This window comes from Psychrobacter immobilis, from assembly GCF_904846185.1.
GTDB classification, from domain to species: Bacteria; Pseudomonadota; Gammaproteobacteria; order Pseudomonadales; family Moraxellaceae; genus Psychrobacter; species Psychrobacter immobilis_B.
This window is the reverse complement of sequence record NZ_CAJGZQ010000002.1, coordinates 43,551-60,764: the sequence shown is the minus strand read 5'-3', so window position 1 is coordinate 60,764 and position 17,214 is coordinate 43,551. Positions and strand designations below refer to the sequence as shown.

13 protein-coding genes are annotated in these 17,214 nt (G+C 43.2%); 10 read left to right on the top strand and 3 right to left on the bottom strand.

Going from position 1 to position 17,214, the window contains the following annotated elements; all coding sequences use genetic code 11:
- Positions 1 to 49 precede the first annotated feature (49 nt).
- From JMW94_RS01195 to JMW94_RS01180, 4 genes are all read left to right on the top strand, one after another.
- Positions 50 to 1,237: an L-lactate dehydrogenase gene (locus tag JMW94_RS01195; protein ID WP_201599957.1), complete on the top strand. Its 1,188-nt coding sequence runs from the start codon at positions 50 to 52 to the stop codon at positions 1,235 to 1,237.
- 174 nt (positions 1,238 to 1,411) lie between these two features.
- Entirely contained in the window at positions 1,412 to 2,386 is a 975-nt protein-coding gene (locus tag JMW94_RS01190) for a rhomboid family intramembrane serine protease (protein ID WP_201599955.1), read from the top strand.
- 229 nt (positions 2,387 to 2,615) lie between these two features.
- Positions 2,616 to 3,428, top strand: a complete 813-nt coding sequence (locus tag JMW94_RS01185) for a MipA/OmpV family protein (RefSeq protein WP_060491661.1) — start codon at positions 2,616 to 2,618, stop codon at positions 3,426 to 3,428.
- A 218-nt stretch (positions 3,429 to 3,646) separates the two neighbouring features.
- The gene (locus tag JMW94_RS01180) at positions 3,647 to 4,555 is read left to right on the top strand and encodes a hypothetical protein (protein WP_201599953.1); all 909 of its coding nucleotides are present in this window, start codon (positions 3,647 to 3,649) and stop codon (positions 4,553 to 4,555) included.
- Between the two features lie 265 nt (positions 4,556 to 4,820).
- Here the strand turns inward: JMW94_RS01180 and fumC are convergent, their stop codons facing one another.
- Complete coding sequence (gene fumC, locus JMW94_RS01175) at positions 4,821 to 6,224, bottom strand: class II fumarate hydratase (RefSeq protein WP_201599951.1); 1,404 nt, start codon at positions 6,222 to 6,224, stop codon at positions 4,821 to 4,823.
- A gap of 195 nt (positions 6,225 to 6,419) precedes the next feature.
- Here fumC and JMW94_RS01170 point away from each other — a divergent pair, with 195 nt between their 5' ends.
- From JMW94_RS01170 to JMW94_RS01160, 3 genes are read left to right on the top strand one after another with little or no spacing between them, the layout of a single operon-like run.
- Positions 6,420 to 7,070 carry a 5-formyltetrahydrofolate cyclo-ligase gene (locus tag JMW94_RS01170; RefSeq protein WP_201599948.1) on the top strand — a complete coding sequence of 217 codons (651 nt, stop codon included), beginning with the start codon at positions 6,420 to 6,422 and terminating at the stop codon, positions 7,068 to 7,070.
- Positions 7,070 to 7,318, top strand: coding sequence for a hypothetical protein (locus JMW94_RS01165; RefSeq protein ID WP_201599946.1), 249 nt, complete (start codon positions 7,070 to 7,072; stop codon positions 7,316 to 7,318). Before JMW94_RS01170 ends, JMW94_RS01165 begins: the two co-directional genes overlap by 1 nt.
- A complete protein-coding gene (locus tag JMW94_RS01160) occupies positions 7,299 to 7,760 on the top strand; it encodes a hypothetical protein (protein WP_201599943.1) in 462 nt (153 codons plus the stop codon). Before JMW94_RS01165 ends, JMW94_RS01160 begins: the two co-directional genes overlap by 20 nt.
- A 73-nt stretch (positions 7,761 to 7,833) precedes the next feature.
- Here the strand turns inward: JMW94_RS01160 and JMW94_RS01155 are convergent, their stop codons facing one another.
- Positions 7,834 to 9,195, bottom strand: a complete 1,362-nt coding sequence (locus JMW94_RS01155) for a Na+/H+ antiporter family protein (RefSeq protein WP_201599941.1) — start codon at positions 9,193 to 9,195, stop codon at positions 7,834 to 7,836.
- A 616-nt stretch (positions 9,196 to 9,811) separates the two neighbouring features.
- Between JMW94_RS01155 and lon the strand changes: the two genes are divergently transcribed.
- The 3 genes from lon to JMW94_RS01140 all read left to right on the top strand — a co-directional run bounded on the left by lon (position 9,812) and on the right by JMW94_RS01140 (position 14,296).
- A complete protein-coding gene (lon, locus tag JMW94_RS01150) occupies positions 9,812 to 12,244 on the top strand; it encodes an endopeptidase La (protein WP_201600313.1) in 2,433 nt (810 codons plus the stop codon).
- 144 nt (positions 12,245 to 12,388) lie between these two features.
- The gene (locus tag JMW94_RS01145) at positions 12,389 to 13,540 is read left to right on the top strand and encodes a hypothetical protein (protein ID WP_201599939.1); all 1,152 of its coding nucleotides are present in this window, start codon (positions 12,389 to 12,391) and stop codon (positions 13,538 to 13,540) included.
- Between the two features lie 198 nt (positions 13,541 to 13,738).
- Positions 13,739 to 14,296: a superoxide dismutase family protein gene (locus JMW94_RS01140; RefSeq protein ID WP_045444459.1), complete on the top strand. Its 558-nt coding sequence runs from the start codon at positions 13,739 to 13,741 to the stop codon at positions 14,294 to 14,296.
- A 170-nt stretch (positions 14,297 to 14,466) separates the two neighbouring features.
- Here the strand turns inward: JMW94_RS01140 and topA are convergent, their stop codons facing one another.
- Positions 14,467 to 17,133, bottom strand: coding sequence for a type I DNA topoisomerase (gene topA / locus JMW94_RS01135; protein WP_201599937.1), 2,667 nt, complete (start codon positions 17,131 to 17,133; stop codon positions 14,467 to 14,469).
- Positions 17,134 to 17,214 lie beyond the last annotated feature (81 nt).

Sequence of the window (17,214 nt, the reverse complement as noted above, 5' to 3'; positions counted from 1 at the left end):
AGCATCATAATTAATGAACGGTTACCAAATAAGCATCAGGGAAGACCTCATGAAAAATTTGAGCAAAATTACTGAAATTGAAGACCTGCGCCGCGTCGCCGAACGTAAAGTACCGCGTATGTTTTATGATTATGTCGATTCAGGCTCATGGACTGAGACGACTTATCGTAGCAATGAAACCGACTTTGACCGTGTCAAGTTACGCCAGCGGGTATTGGTAGATATGGACAATCGCAGTCTGGCAACCCAGATGATTGGTGAAGAAGTAAAAATGCCCGTCGCCATCGCGCCCACTGGCTTTACCGGTATGATGTGGGCGGATGGCGAGATTCATGCAGCGCGGGCAGCAGAAAAATTCGGCGTGCCGTTTTCACTATCGACCATGAGTATCTGCTCTATCGAAGATATCGCCACTCATACCAGCAAGCCCTTTTGGTTTCAGCTATATGTGATGCGCGATCATGACTATGTGGCCAATTTGATTCAGCGGGCGAAAGATGCCAATTGTTCGGCGTTGATTCTTACCGCGGATTTACAAGTGCTGGGACAGCGCCATAAGGACATCAAAAATGGCTTGTCTGCACCGCCTAGACCTACACTTGCCAATATCGTCAACTTGATGACCAAGCCGCAGTGGTGTATGAATATGCTGGGCACCAAACGTCATAGCTTTGGCAATATCGTCGGTCATGCAAAAGGAGTGGACGACTTATCTTCTCTCACCGCTTGGACGGAAGAGCAGTTTGATCCGCGCTTGAGCTGGGATGACGTGGCACGCATCAAAGATATGTGGGGCGGCAAATTAATTATTAAAGGTATCATGGAACCTGAAGATGCCATTATGGCTGCTCGTAGCGGTGCCGATGCACTGGTCGTCTCAAACCACGGTGGTCGTCAATTAGATGGCGCCCTCTCCTCCATTTCTGCCCTATCCGATATCGTACAAGCGGTGCAGGCTGAAAATAGCGGTATCGAGGTGTGGTTAGACAGCGGCATTCGCTCGGGTCAGGATGTGCTAAAAGCGCGCGCATTGGGTGCAAAAGGCACGATGATTGGTCGCGCTTTTCTTTACGGTTTGGGCGCTTATGGTGAAGATGGCGTGCGCCGTGCACTGGAAATCATCCATAAAGAATGCGATCTATCGATGGCGTTCTGTGGTCATACCGATATCAATAAGGTCACCACTGATATATTGGTAAAAGGCACTTATGAGAACCTCAAAGTTGCTAATCGTTAAATTTGTCGTTAAACATGTCATTAAAACGATCCACTATTAAGGGCACTAATCGTTTAAGAGTATTAGTCGTTTAAGATTACTAATCATCAAATCATAATGTCATGCAGATGTCTGACATTATTTGACCATACCCTTTATACTCTATTTATAACATTCTAATGATATCTCACCTTTATGACCATTCAACAATTATTAAAAACAACCCCTGTCACCACGCTGTTACTAGCCAGCTTTATTGGGTTATTCATCATGCAGGTACTGACAGGCGTCGATGCCAATAACCCATCGACTGAGGCGCTCTTAAAATGGGGTGCCAATGCATTGCCATTTACCATGGGCGATGAGCCGTGGCGCTTGGTCAGCAGTGCCTTTTTACACATCGGCTTGATGCATTTATTGTTTAATGGATTTGCTATGTATTTCTTTGGGCAGATTGCCGAGCCGATGTTTGGCTCAGCCAAGTTTTTGGCATTGTTTTTACTGGCGGCGATCGGGGGCAACTTACTGAATAACTATGTCACGTGGCATAGTATCGTAGAAGGAACTGGTCAACCGGGTCTATCGGCTGGGGCATCAGGTGGCATCATGGGTATCGGCGCAGCACTATTAATAGCCGCACTATTTAAAATATCGGTCAATGGCATGGTGCTCAATCTTAAGAGCTTGATATTTATCATGGGCATTAACCTTGTTTATGGTTTTGCCGTACCGGGTATCGACAATGCGGGGCATATCGGCGGCGCGGTGACTGGCTTAGTGATTGCACTGGCATTCGCAATCGCCTACCGTCAGCGTATGACAATAGCGTTACAGAATATGCCTAACCCAGCTACTTATGAAGACCGTTATCGAACGACTTATATCAATTTTCCAGCAAGCAGCGATACTGATTTTTCTGCTAATAATGAGCACTTTAATAATGTCTGTTTTGACAATAAAAGCAGTTTCCACCCCGACTCTGCTGTAAACTCACACTTAAATACTCATGCTAATCGCAGCCTCCTTAGTGAACAAGAAACACCGACCAAATCTATCCTTATTTGGCAATTACTACCATGGCTAATGATGCTACTGATTAGCATTGGCTTTATTTGGTGGTGGCAAGATATTCATAATCAAATACTACAAGTATTAAAAACCATTGAGTAAACCTTCATAGTTATTTATCATTGCTAAATAATTCATGATAACAGCTTACTGGTTAGGTTTTCCTTACTCGCTTCTTGCTACAGTCAGAGCACTTTTAAACCGCTACGGTGTTACCCGCTCTAGATGTACTCAGTTTACTATCTGCGGTCGGTCGCCTTGTAGCGATTCTAAAATTCCTTGACTATACACAATTGCCCCCAATTATTTCATCCATTCACGAGACTCTATTATGTTTAAACCTGTAGCGCTACCTCATATTTCTACGCGCGTCATGCTTAGCGCATTAACGGCTACCGCGTTATTTAGTGTCGCCAGTATGTCCAATGCTGCACTTTTTAAGGACAATTTACCTACTGACCAAGATGCTGTATTAAGCGTGGGCGTCAACGTCATAGCCGTCAACTCAGCCTACGATATGGAAGACAGCCTCGATGTACGTGTGTTGCCAGGCGCATTTTATGACAACAATAGATTCTATGTGCGCGGCGCCCAAGCGGGTGCTTATATCATTAATGATGGCAAAAACCAGCTGTCGGCTTATGCTCAGCTCGCTGGCAACGATTTCGATCCTGATGATGCTAGAGGCGCATTGCAAGGTCTTGATGAGCGTGAAGCGTCAGTCGCTGCTGGTCTGACTTATTTGCGCCGCACGCCCGTCGGTGGTTTCCGTGCTCAAATCGCAACTGATGTCTTAGACCGTAGTGGTGGTAACACAGCTCGTTTGACCTATCTTGCTAGAATTACGAAAGACAAGCTAACAGTCTATCCAAGCATTGGTTTTGAATACAACGATGCTGATTATAATGAATACTATTATGGCGTCAGTGAAAAAGAGTCAGCGGAAACAGGCGTCGCCGCTTATAAGTCCAATTCGAGCTTGAATCCTTACGTTAACATTAGTGCCAACTATGATTTCAATGAGCGCTGGGCATTGTTTGCCAATCAAAGCTTAAGCTATTTGCCGAATGAACAATACGATAGTCCTATGGTTGACTCACGTACTGAGTCAACCTCGACGCTTGGTTTGCTTTATAAATTCTAATCAAGCTTAGATTTTTGATATAGAAAAGCCGAGCATTTTGCTTGGCTTTTTCTTTGATATGAGACTAATATTAGGACGTTGCATTACACGCCTGTGAGCTATCTCTCAATTACTCTGAATTTATGTTTGCTTATTTTTGAGGCTGTTATTATTATGAAATTTAACTAATCTCTCAAAAATCATGGCTAATAGTCAGACTCTAAAAAATAAGACAACTTATGGAAGACGAACAAGAAAAAAATGGTTTAATATCTAAAAGAGAAAAACCTGTAGTACCAGAACCTTATTCTTTTTCAGAAGAAATAAAAAACAGGGAAAGCTGGGCAAAGATAGCAATAGCGATTATATTAACGGCTTTGGTGTCGTACAAGATAGCTACTATTGACGCTAACCTAGACTTCTCAAACTTTAATTTCAGTTTCACAGACCTACTCTCTTTAATACTTGCAATTTTTGCGATTTCTATGTCTGTAGCCCTTTATTTTAAGGCAACAGACACAAGCAATAGGTTTTACGATAACACCTTTAAATTCACAAAGGACATTTCAGAAATACTTGGACGCATAGAGGCTGGATTCGGAGCGAGGCTAAAAAATCTAGATGAAGGTTATTCAGGTCTTAGAGACAGCTTCCAAGGTAGCATAGGTAGTTCTGAAGAAATAGATGCTAGTAAAATTGAATTGGAAAAAGAGATTGCAGAAAAAAACCAGATTTTATCGGATCTTATTGACCAAACAAAATTGAGCGAAGACGAAAAAACAGAAGTGCTTCATAGCCTTCAAAGTAAAGAACGCGAAATCTTAAATTTAACTAAAGAACTTAAATTTCTTAAACACAAAATCCAGAACAACGAAAGATCAATAGAAAGTACCTTAATTAATAAAGTACCACCTTCTATGAGAAAAATTGTTTTTAACATTTTAGAGTCTAGCGATATTCCTATTCATCGCGTTGCCGATTTACCAATAGAACTTCTCAGAAACATACTGATTTTTGATAGAAGAATGTACTCTGCATCTACTCAAAAATTATTATTTAAATACGGGATAATCGATGATAGTGGGAGCTTTACAAACGAAGGTTTGCAATATATTAGAGCGCTAGCAAAAGATAGTTTACCATTCTGAACGAGCACAGCAATGAATATACTTCCAAATACAATCATGTATGAAAACTCATATTGACTCAATTTATATTAGTTAAACGCAGATAGTTTTAGAATAAATCCAAGACCAAAAAGAGACCTTGCCACATGACGTGACAAGGTCTTTTTTATTTCTAAATTCTCAGTGGAACAAATATGACGCTGCTACAAGAAAGACGAGTGCAAATGGTACTGCTCATACATTAAGCAAGTCTGACACCGTAGCAGTTCATCATTTGGTCTACTGCTTACTTAGGATTTACCATATCAGCAGGAATAACCCACTCATCAAACTGCGCTTCAGTTAGCAATTCTAGCTCAACTGCAACTTGCTTCAAGGTTTTGTTTTCTTTATAAGCCGTCTTGGCAATTTTCGCAGCATTCTCATAACCAACATGACGATTAAGCGCAGTCACTAGCATCAATGAGTTATGCAAAAAGTCATCAATTTTGTCTTTTACTGGCTGGATACCAACGGCACAGTTTTCGTTGAAGCTGTTGCAAGCATCGCCAAGCAACTTGATAGATTGCAACAAGTTAAAGGCAATTACTGGCTTATAAACGTTTAGCTCAAAGTTACCTGAAGCGCCTGCCATGCTGATAGTGACATCGTTACCCATCACTTGAGCGACAACCATGGTCATTGCTTCTGATTGGGTCGGGTTTACTTTACCCGGCATGATAGATGAGCCTGGCTCATTTTCAGGAATCGTCAATTCGCCTAGACCACAACGAGGACCTGACGCTAACCAACGTACGTCGTTAGCGATTTTATTCAAGCTACCCGCTAGGGTTTTTAGTGCGCCAGAAGCAAATACTTCAGCATCACGAGCCGCTAGTGCTTCAAACTTATTTGGTGAAGTAACAAACGGTAGACCAGTTAAGGTTGATAATTGCTCAGCTGATTTTACCGCGTAATCAGGATGGGCGTTTAGACCCGTACCAACCGCAGTACCACCTAATGGCAATTCATATAGACCTTGTAGTGCATTATCAATACGAGTCAATGAGTGGTCAAGTTGGCTAACATAGCCGCTGAATTCTTGACCTAACGTTAATGGAGTAGCATCTTGTAAATGCGTACGACCGATTTTTACGATGCTATCGAATTCTTTCGCTTTAGCCGCTAATGTGTCGCGTAGTGCTTTTACCGCAGGGATCAATAAGCTGTTAATTTCACGCGCAGCGGCAACACGAATTGCTGTTGGGAAGCTGTCGTTGGTAGATTGAGCATGATTGACATGGTCATTTGGATGAATTGGCGTGTAGCTGCCACGCTCATTGCCAGCAATTTCGTTGGCACGGTTGGCCAATACTTCGTTCATATTCATGTTTGACTGGGTACCAGAACCCGTCTGCCAAACGACTAGCGGAAACTGATCCGTTAGGCCACCGTTGATGACTTCATCAGCAGCTTGTACGATGAGATCACGCTTGTCGCCTTCGATACGCTCTAGGCTAGCATTGGTAATCGCAGCAGCTTTTTTGACCAGTGCCATTGCTTCAATCATTGGACGCGGCAACGTCTCGCCACCGATTTTAAAGTTCTCACGGCTACGCTGTGTTTGCGCACCCCAATAAGCGTCAGCTGGAACTTCCACGTTGCCCATGGTATCTTTTTCGGTACGAGTTGCCTGATTCTGTGTCGACATAACTACCCTCTTTGATGGTTTGTTGTATAGCTGCTTTGAAAAAAGTGCAACACACGCTGCACATAAAGGAAAATACGCTGTAAAGTGGCGTTATGATAGCATGACTAGACCGTGTTGAATATTCACAAATAGCCATTGCAGCTCTCTAAAAGCAACAGCCATCATCAATTTAATACATTATTGGATAGTCTATCTATGCATCCTGAGTTAAAACATTCTGAGTTTCAGACATCTACCGTTAGCAATCCGCCGAGACGGCAATTTACCCGCCAGCGTCGCCAATTAACGGCTGGCGAACGTAGACATTACGCGCGCATGGCAAGTTTGCATTTAGTTAAGTTGCAACAGCGCTTAGCACCGCGTGCGCGTATTGGCTTATATTACGATGGATTTGGCGAATTACCTACTCAGCCACTATTGGATTGGTGTCAACGCTTAGGCTATTTTCCTTACTTGCCAGTAGTTGGCTCGGTCGGTCGCGATGATAAGGGTAATATGGATAAACAGCTGCGCTTTGTACCTATTTATCAGTCGAAACTTTTAAATGTACCGACGCGCATTCATAGCTTAGGCATGAAACAAAACCATCATCGCCGATTACTTTGGGCACGAGAATTGGATGTCATTATCTGTCCGCTCGTGGCAGTAGACCTCAACGGCAATCGTATGGGCATGGGTGGCGGCTTTTATGATACGACCCTTGGCAAAAACTATCGGTCAGGGGCAAAAAAACCATTAAAGATCGGCTGGTGTTATGACTTCCAAGTAGTCGAACAATTACAGCGGCAACCGTGGGATGTGCCACTAGATGGCTTAATTACACCAAGCGGCATAAGGTGGTTTTGATGAAAAACGATAAACAATCTGAAAAAAACTCTAGCGCTGAAAATGTAGATGAGTATTTGCAAACGTTAGGTAACGAGGACGCTAGAGAGTTGCGTTACTACAGTCAAGAGCAACCTTTTAGCTCTGATGAGATGACACGGCTAGTCAATGAAGAACGCTTGAATGAGTTGCTCGCGCAAAGTGATGCGTTTTTGCGTGGTTTGAATGATGGGATAAAAGATTTTGAAAATGACAATAAATACCCATAGAGGATTTGCAAAGACAACAATGAGCTACTTTCGCTCAAAACCACTAAGGGTAGTTTTTGCTATCTTGTGGATCATTTTCGTCGGTCTTATTATCACTTTAGGTTTTAGCACAGACCCCTATTTACTTCACGTTCAGAATATTCCTCTTCCGCATCCCTATCCTATAGAATTAGTCGTTATATTAATAATAGGAATGCTGTTTCATTTAAGCTTACTGGTGACTATGGATGTATATATGGATAGTCGCTGGAAGTTTTTCACTATGCTGGGGACTAGCATTTTATTTTTATTTGGTTCCGGTATGATGGCGATGCATGCACCGCCGTCATTAGGTGGGATGATTTTTTGGACGTTTTTGTCCTCTTTACTATTTTTATTGCTTTGCTTTTGGCAGGTCTGTTTATTTGTTTTAAGGCGATTTTTTCGTATAGAATCAGTTTAATAACAAGGTAATTGATATTTTAAAGCTGGGTTAAAAACCCAGCCTACACCAATCTCTACTTAACTTTGATAGCCTACAACACCATCGCCGCAATCCAACCAAATATCAATAATGGAATGTTGTAATGCAAGAATGTCGGCACCACACTGTCCTTGATATGGTCATGCTGACCGTCGATGTTTAGACCAGAAGTAGGTCCAAGAGTCGAATCTGATGCTGGAGAACCTGCATCGCCCAACGCGCCAGCCGTACCGATAATCGCCACAGTAGCCAATGGCGAAAACCCTAAAGAGATACACAGCGGCACATAAATCGCGGCCAAGATAGGAATGGTCGAGAAAGACGAGCCAATACCCATCGTCACAATTAAACCAATTAATAGCATAATAAATGCGGCTATCGCTTTATTACCTGCGAATAATGACGCAGCACCATCAACCAAGGGCTGAATCTGCTCTGTCGCTTTCATAACTTCGGCAAAGCCCTGCGCCGTAATCATAATAAAGCCAATCATCGCCATCAGTTTGATACCGTCGTTAAAGACTGTATCGGCTTCACTCCATTTAACGACGCCCGTCGCCATAAAGACGCCAAAGCCAAACATTGAGCCAAGCAAAAGTGAGTCGGTATACATCTGCACCACAAATGCCGTCACAATCGCGGCAAGCGCCACCAACGTTTTCATCTTGCTTTGTGTTTGCGCACCAGCCGCGGTTTTGCTTAACGCGTCACCCTCTAACACCTCATCATGCGCAGCTTTATCAATTGCTAGCTGCTGATACTGGCGCGGTTTACGGTAGCTGATAAATACGGCGACGAGCAAGCCTACAAACATACCCAAAGCCGGAATTGCCATGGCTTTTGTGACCGAGATGTTACTGATATCAATGCCTGCTTCACCGACGTTTTTCAGCATGATTTGATTGAGATAAATATCGCCAAAGCCATACGGAATAAACATGTAAGTAGTCACAAGACCAAAAGTCAGTAGACAAGCAATTAAACGTCTATCGATGTGCATGCGATTGAAAGCGAGTAATAATGGCGGTACTAGCAATGGAATAAAGGCAATATGAATGGGAATTAAGTTTTGGCTAAAGCAGCTCATGGTGATTAAACCTGCAAACAGCATGTATTTGATCATGCCACTGGTGCCGCCCGCATCAATGCGTTTGATCACTGCCCCTGCTAGTGACTGTGGCAATCCTGAATGCGCAATCGCCACTGCAAAAGCCCCAAGCAGCGCATATGACAGCGCAATTTGTGCGCCATTTCGGATACCTTCTTGAAAAGCATTCAAAGTATCGGTCATACCCAAACCAGCGATGAGTCCGCCTGCCAGCGCACCGATTAATAAGCTGAGTACCACGTGTACACGCGCCAAAGACAGCCCTAGCATGATGATGACTGCCAGCAGTACCGCATTGATGGTCATATATTGCCTCTTATTCTGTCTGCTATAGCCTGATTAAGACCTATTAATATCTCATGGACGATAGATATCACCCTTGCCTCTAAACCGCTTGACGCTAAAACCACCGTTTAAGACGCGCGTCAGTTTACCTTATTTCGCACACAAATCCTACGCACAGAACCCAATAGGTGTTAGCTACGCACTTCTTACCCATGCTGGGTATACATTGAATGTCAGCTAATATTTAAAATTATGAATAACAATATGACTCGCAGTCTTTAGATAGATATAACTATTTTGCGCAGATAAGCGTGTGACTTTGCCTACAAGCCTTGCAATTTTATCGGTGAGCACCATTTATCTAAACATGAACCACGAACTTGACTTTACAAGTCTGGTGAACGAGGAAGAATATATGAGTGAACATAAAATTGCCCAAGACAATATCGACATCGATGTCGACGTTTCATCTACTGTTGCTGATGATCAAGAGCGAGACAGCGCGCCTGACGATACGACAGGTGATACAGCTGCAACAGCTGATCGCTTTGAAGATGGTGATAGCAAAAATAGTGATGATAAAGATAATGATGACAAGGACAACACTGTTGAAGACGATGACGCGAAAGACGATAGTATAAAAGGTGACGGTACAGAAAACTATTTACCACTACTGGCATTGCGCGATGTTGTCGTTTATCCGCACATGCAGATTGCCTTGTTCGTCGGTCGTGAGCCATCGGTAAAAGCCGTTGAATTGGCACAGGCTGAGTACGGCAATAAAGTCTTGGTCGTGGCACAAAAAGACTCACTGACTGAAGACATCGATCAAGATAACTTGTATCAATACGGTACGGTTTGCCGCATCGTCAGTACCATGCCGCATGACAGTGATGAGAATTGCATCAAAGTATTGATCGAAGGTCAATATCGTGCGCGCGTTGATAATATAGAAAATCACGACACATTATTAATGGCAAGCTTTGAGCGTGCTGACCTTGATGTCAGTATGGATGAGAGCCAGCAGAAAAATACGATTCAAGCATTAACCACATTGTTTGAAAGCTATGCGGATGCGCGTCTGCGTAATGCTCGCGAGCTGACTCGTGTGGCAAAACGTATCGATGACTTGCTTGAGCTGGTTTATTTCATCTCGACCCGTGTGTCGATGGATTTAGATATTAAGCAATCATTCTTAGAAAATGATGACCTTAAAACCCATATCAATACCTTAACCGAATATTTAGTTAAGCAGAGTGCTGAACAAAATATCGAGCAAGATATCCAAGAAGCTGTCCGTCAGCAAATGGAAGACAATCAGCGCGAATACTTCTTAAACGAGAAGATGAAAGCCATTAAAAATGAGCTGTCGGATATGAATGACGGTGCGTTTGATGGCGAAGATGATGTGGCTGAGCTAGAGCAGCGCCTAGAAGATGCTGACTTGCCAGAAGATGTGCGTAAAAAAGCGGATCAAGAGCTGAAAAAGCTCAAGATGATGCCACCAGCATCAAGTGAATCGTCAGTCGTACGCAACTATATTGAATGGATTTTGGACACACCGTGGAATGCCACAACCAAGGTTTCGATCAATTTAGAAAAAGCCAAAACCGTCTTAGATGAAGACCATTATGGCTTGCAAGATGTGAAAGATCGCATCTTAGAATACCTCGCCGTGCAATCAAGAGTGAAAAAACTGCGCGGTCCGATTCTTTGTTTGGTCGGTCCTCCAGGTGTTGGTAAAACCTCATTAGGCGAGTCGATTGCCCGTGCGACTGGTCGTAAATTTGTACGTATGGCGCTTGGCGGCGTGCGTGATGAAGCGGAAATCCGTGGTCATCGCCGTACTTATATCGGTGCGATGCCGGGTAAAATTGTTCAATCGCTGGCCAAAGTTGAAGTTAAAAACCCGCTGTTTTTGTTAGATGAAATCGATAAAATGGCGCAAGACTTCCGCGGTGATCCAGCATCAGCGTTGCTTGAAGTGTTAGATCCATCACAGAACGATTCTTTTAACGACCATTATTTAGATATGGACTTAGATTTATCGCAAGTGATGTTTATCTGTACTGCCAACAGCATGGATATTCCAGCGGCACTGCTTGATCGAATGGAAGTCATTCGTCTACCGGGTTATACCGAAGAAGAAAAGGTCAATATCGCGCAGAAGTATCTTGTGCCAAAAGCGATCAAGAATAACGGTCTCAAAGAAGGCGAGATTGAGATTGTAGAAGCGGCATTACATAGCATCGTGCGTAGCTATACGCGTGAAGCTGGTGTCCGTAACCTTGAGCGTGAAGTGAATAAAATCTGCCGTAAAGTGGTTCGCGGTTCGGTTGAAACGCATGGCGCACGTGCTCCGAAGAAAGCAGAACGTCAGCTGGTCGTGGTCGATGACAAAAACATCGATGACTATCTAGGCGTCCATCAGTACGACTACGGTCTAGCAGAAGAAGAGCCTGAGATTGGTCGTATTACGGGTCTTGCTTGGACGCAAGTCGGTGGCGAGCTATTAACCATCGAAGCAGTGGCGATGAAAGGTAAAGGCGAGCTAAGCTTTACCGGTTCACTCGGCGATGTGATGAAAGAGTCGATTCGTGCAGCAATGAGCGTGGTCCGTGCTCGCGGTGATAGCTTAGGGATTGATTACGAGACCTTTAAGACTACTGACGTACACGTGCATATGCCTGAAGGTGCCACGCCGAAAGATGGTCCATCGGCTGGTGGTGCGCTAACCACAGCGCTGGTTTCAGCATTAACGGGTATTGCCATTCGCCCAGATATCGCCATGACAGGCGAGATTACTCTGCGAGGTAAAATCCTGCGTATCGGTGGTCTCAAAGAGAAGCTACTAGCTGCTCATCGAGGTGGTATCAAGCATGTGTTGATTCCAGCGACCAACGAGCGTGACTTGGCCGATATCCCTGATAACGTGAAAGCTGGTCTGACCATTCAGCCAGTGGCAACGATTGATGAGATATTAAAAGTTGCTTTGGTCAGTATGCCAGTTCCGCTTAAGCCTGCGAAAGTAACAGTCGATAAAACCTCAAGCAAAGCATTGCATAATTAATCTGATTAGTTACTAATCCAGTCTTATAAATCAGAAAGCCGCTCATCATAACGATGGGCGGCTTTTTTTTGGCAAAAATAAAAAACAATCTGGTTAAAACCCTATGCTATATTTTAGACAAATGTTTATTTGGTAATAGCTATAATGTTAAACCACCTGATTTTAAACCGCTTAACTCTATCTTTATTGCTCGCTATCTCTTTTCCAGCAACGCTAATAGGTTGTCAGTCTAATATTGCAAAAGATAATTCTATACCTGCTAACTCAATGGTGACTGGCTCTAGCACTTCTGCTCCAATATCATATCAGCCCATCATAAAAACTGAAAAGCTGGAAGAAAAAATTGTAGTGGTAGCTGATGAAACAGCTAATGAAGTTACGACGCTGCAATGGGCAAGTAATTATTATTGGCAGTTAACTCAAGTTAAAGACAAAAAAAGTAACGCTATTAATATTAACACTGACGCGCCGATTACTTTAGAAATTGCGCCCAGTTCATTGAGCTTGTTTCAAGGCTGCCAACATTTTGCTATCAAATTCGTCTGGATGTCCGCACCGCCTTTTGAGTATGGTAGCGAGCTCAGAGAAAGACCCTCGACCTGCAAAAATGCTCCTGAAAATAAAGTAAGTAATACAAATATCAAAAAGTTATTTCCTAACGATAATAATATTATTAAGTTAGATGTTGAGCTATTACCAGTCGCAAAAAGCAAACTCGTTAATACTCAAATGGCATCGAAAAATTTGGTCATTAAAATCGAAAATGGCAATACATTAACATTTGATGGTACGCCTAGGACATTTAAAGAACCGACTGGACTGCCTATTGATAAGGCATTGTTAGAGCGCTATGACTGGCGACTGGTTAGCGCCGTTCGTAATACTATTAATGACAAAGGGCAGGTAATATCTCGAGAGTCTATTGGTCATTTTTATCATCCAGAGTTTCCAGTGTCGCTAAAATTTAGAGGGTATGACGATAGTCAATACGCATTTTTTAGTTCTAGCTGCAATGGTATCGGTGGTCCTTATATTTTGATGAAAGATTATACATTGCTAGTTGGCTCGGGACCACAAACGCTCATGGGCTGCGGTGTTACTGGTAATAGAATTGAGGGCGAACTTGCTAAGCTTATCAGTAATAGCCAGAGCACTCTTAGTTTGAGTTTGCAACCTTCACAATCAATATCGCCAACAGCAGACGATCAGACTGATATGTCTCGCTATAATTTACTGCAAACGATGGAGACTGGCGAAACTTTAGTATGGCAAAACGAAGTAAAGAAAATACCGTAAACAATTTAAAACCCATACGATACTTACATTTATTAACCGATTGTTGCGCATTTGATGAATAAATATATCTAATCCTTAGCTATACTGATAACGACATTAACGAATGTTTGTAGAAATCAAAAGGTATTTATCTATAAACCTTCAAGAGTTAGCTTTTTATCAAAAATAACTAAATATTAAAAATAATTGGAGATAATAATGAATAAGACAATGCTTGCAAGTGCCCTATTATGTGGTTCAGCGTTAGTAATGACGGGTTGCCAAACCGTCGAAGGACAAATGCAAACTGGCAATCCACTTAGCCAACCTGCCTTAAAATCTACTATCAATGCAGTCGCTGGCAATAAAAATGAAGTGGGTCAAGTATTCTTACGTCCAGTTGATGGCGGCGTACAAGTCTACGGTAAGCTGATGAATTTGCAGCCAGGCAAAACGGTATCACTACATATCCACGAAACAGGCAGCTGTGCTGATATGGGTAAAGCGGCAGGTGGTCACTTTAATCCTGACAATAAGCCTCACTCTAATCCTGATGATATGAATGGTCATGCTGGTGATTTGCCTAACCTGACTGCCAATGCAGATGGCGTGGCTACTATTAACTATGTGAATAAGAAAATTTCTGTCGCTGATGCTGGTAAATATAGCGTTAATCGTCTAGCCTTTATCGTGCATAGCGGTGCTGATGACTATACTAGCCAACCAGCTGGTAATGCAGGCGACCGCGTTGCTTGCGGTATCATCGAAAAGAACTAATAGCATATGAACCTAGCTGTTATTGATAGCACATATATGAATAGCACAAAAAAACCTCTTAGAATCTAAGAGGTTTTTTATTGTTCAAAATTTCATAGCTTAAAACAATATGAGTGATATAGAATCTCATATATTAACAATCAATCATCAAGATAAAAAGTAAAGGAGACTTACTCCTCTACCCATTTGCCATTACGCCAATACACACCCCAACGTGTGGCCTTGCCATTTTTCTCAGAGCCGATATATTGCTCCTTCTTCTTACGTGACCAGCGTAGAATGGTTGGATTACCATCTGGATCTTCATCTGGACCTTCAAACAAATACTGGAATTTATCTTCCATTTTATCTTTGATTTCGCGTAGCTCAGCCAGCTTGGGTGCGCGTGTCTCGCGTACTTTCGGGAATTTAGACGCTGCCAAGAACATCCCAGCTGCCCCTTCACGCAAGATAAAGTAATCATCGTGCTTGGTTGATTTCAGCTCTGGCAGATGAATAGGATCCATGCGCGGCGGTGCGGCTTCGCCTGTTTTTAGCACTTTACGCGTATTATCACATTGCTGACAAGCGAAGTAAGGACCAAAACGTCCCGTCTTTAGCTCCATTTGTCCATCGCACTTATTACAGTCAATGGTTGGAGAATCAGAGCCAGGCACTTCGAACTTGCCTTCTTCTAAGACATAACCATCACAATCAGGATTGTTACCACACACATGCAGTTTCAGACCGCCATCGACGATATAACCATTCATTGCTGTGCTACATTTCGGGCAACGCTTTTTCTCCATCAAATCGCGAACTTCTGCCGCTTCATCATCACCTTCTGCCTCATCAAGATTGGCAAAAGCTTCGACGGGCATTAAATTCTTAGTGCCTTTACAGCGCTCTTTTGGCGGTAAATTATAGCCAGTACAACCTAGGAATACACCCGTTGAGCCAGTACGTAATTGCATTGGACGATCGCAAAGATCGCAATGCACGTCCGGTACGTCAGTTGGATCATTTGGGCGCATACCGTCTTTTTCTTTGGCGCGATCAAGCGTTGTTTTGAAGTCGCCATAGAAATTATCGAGGACATCTTTCCAATCTGTATCACCTTCTGCGACATGGTCAAGCTTGTCCTCTAGCGCAGCGGTAAAGGTATAATCCATCAAATCTGGGAAGCTTGCGGTTAGTCTGTCGGTAACAATATCACCCATTTTTTCAGCAAACAGGCGCTTGTTCTCAAGCTTCACATAGCCGCGATCTTGAATGGTCGAGATGATAGACGCATAAGTTGATGGACGACCAATACCTTTTTTCTCAAGCTCTTTCACCAAACTTGCCTCGGTATAGCGCGGTGGTGGCTTGGTGAAATGCTGACTCGGATCGAGCTTATCTAGTATTAATTTATCGCCTTTTTTCACGTCCGGTAATAAGGTATCGTCAGTTTTTGCCGGTGGCATAACCTTGGTGTAACCATCAAATACTAACGTACGACCACGTGCTTTTAGCTCGACATCATTGGCAGCGACGAATAGATTCACTGACAAGTATTTTGCTGGCAGCATCTGACAAGCGACAAACTGACGCCAAATCAGCTCGTACAGGCGGATGGCATCACGCTCAACCCCTTTAAGCTGCGTTGACTTCATATTGACGTTAGAGGGACGAATCGCCTCATGCGCCTCTTGTGCGCCTTGTTTGTTGCCGTAGAAATTTGGCTTTTCTGGTACGTATTTTGCGCCATAGCTGTCTTCGATATAGCCACGTACCGCAGCAAGTGCATCACCAGATAAGAAAGTCGAATCGGTACGCATATAAGTAATATGACCCGCTTCATATAAGCGCTGTGCCAAAATCATGGTCTTTTTAACTGAAAAGCCCAATCGTGTGCTGGCTGCTTGCTGCAATGTCGAGGTGATAAATGGCGCACTCGGACGCGATTGCGTAGGCTTCTCTTCACGCTCTTTGACGATAAAGTTACTTGAGTTAAGAATTTCTAAGACTTTATCTGTCTGCTCTTTATTGACGAGCTTAAGCGTTTTGCCGCCTTGCTTGGTCGCCTCTAAGCGAATCGCAATTTGCTCAGCGTCCTCTTTGCTACTGGCAACGTGAGTATCGGCATGAATTTGCCAATACTCTTCTGGTATAAAGGCGCGAATTTCATGTTCTCTTTCTACGACTAGACGCATAGCAACGGACTGGACGCGACCTGCAGAGAGACCGCGAGCAACCTTTTGCCACAGCAGCGGCGATACCATAAAACCAACAACACGGTCTAAAAAGCGCCGCGCTTGCTGGGCATTGACACGATCGATATCAAGTTTGGAGGGCTGCTTAAAGGCATTTTGAATGGCGGATTTGGTAATCTCGTTAAAAACCACACGCTCATATTTACTGTCTGGACCGCCGATGACTTCTTTAAGATGCCACGCAATCGCTTCCCCTTCTCTATCCATATCCGTTGCCAGATAGATTTTGTCAGCGTCTTTAGCTAAAGCTTTCAGCTCTTTGATAACCTTAGTTTTATTTGGTAATACTTCATAAACTGCTGCCCAGTCATGTTCTGGATCGACGCCCATGCGCCGTACCAAGGCTTGCTGGGTTTTTTCTTCTTTGCTTAGACTGTCATCTTTTTTGGTCGTTGTTGGTTTTTTTGCACTTTTGCTTGCGCCAACTGGTAGATCACGGACATGACCAATACTGGAGCGCACGATAAAGTCATCGCCAAGGTATTTATTGATTGTTTTTGCCTTGGCAGGTGATTCTACAATCACCAAAGACTTGCCCTTTGGACTGCCTTTGGGATTACCAGCAGCGGGCGCTGGACTTTTTTTGGTTGCGGTTTTTGCCATATGTGACGACACCATTATTATATGAGTAAATTAAAAGTAAGAATAAATACAGCAGCATGGCAATTTATAATTGTGAGTTAT

Coding starts and splice junctions, on each gene's coding strand:
- JMW94_RS01170 (WP_201599948.1), top strand. CDS start 6,420: ATGCATCCTGAGTTAAAACATTCTGAGTTTCAGACATCTACCGTTAGC.
- JMW94_RS01145 (WP_201599939.1), top strand. CDS start 12,389: ATGTTAAACCACCTGATTTTAAACCGCTTAACTCTATCTTTATTGCTC.
- JMW94_RS01185 (WP_060491661.1), top strand. CDS start 2,616: ATGTTTAAACCTGTAGCGCTACCTCATATTTCTACGCGCGTCATGCTT.
- fumC (WP_201599951.1), bottom strand. CDS start 6,224: ATGTCGACACAGAATCAGGCAACTCGTACCGAAAAAGATACCATGGGC.
- JMW94_RS01155 (WP_201599941.1), bottom strand. CDS start 9,195: ATGACCATCAATGCGGTACTGCTGGCAGTCATCATCATGCTAGGGCTG.
- JMW94_RS01160 (WP_201599943.1), top strand. CDS start 7,299: ATGACAATAAATACCCATAGAGGATTTGCAAAGACAACAATGAGCTAC.
- JMW94_RS01190 (WP_201599955.1), top strand. CDS start 1,412: ATGACCATTCAACAATTATTAAAAACAACCCCTGTCACCACGCTGTTA.
- topA (WP_201599937.1), bottom strand. CDS start 17,133: ATGGCAAAAACCGCAACCAAAAAAAGTCCAGCGCCCGCTGCTGGTAAT.
- JMW94_RS01165 (WP_201599946.1), top strand. CDS start 7,070: ATGAAAAACGATAAACAATCTGAAAAAAACTCTAGCGCTGAAAATGTA.
- JMW94_RS01140 (WP_045444459.1), top strand. CDS start 13,739: ATGAATAAGACAATGCTTGCAAGTGCCCTATTATGTGGTTCAGCGTTA.
- JMW94_RS01180 (WP_201599953.1), top strand. CDS start 3,647: ATGGAAGACGAACAAGAAAAAAATGGTTTAATATCTAAAAGAGAAAAA.
- JMW94_RS01195 (WP_201599957.1), top strand. CDS start 50: ATGAAAAATTTGAGCAAAATTACTGAAATTGAAGACCTGCGCCGCGTC.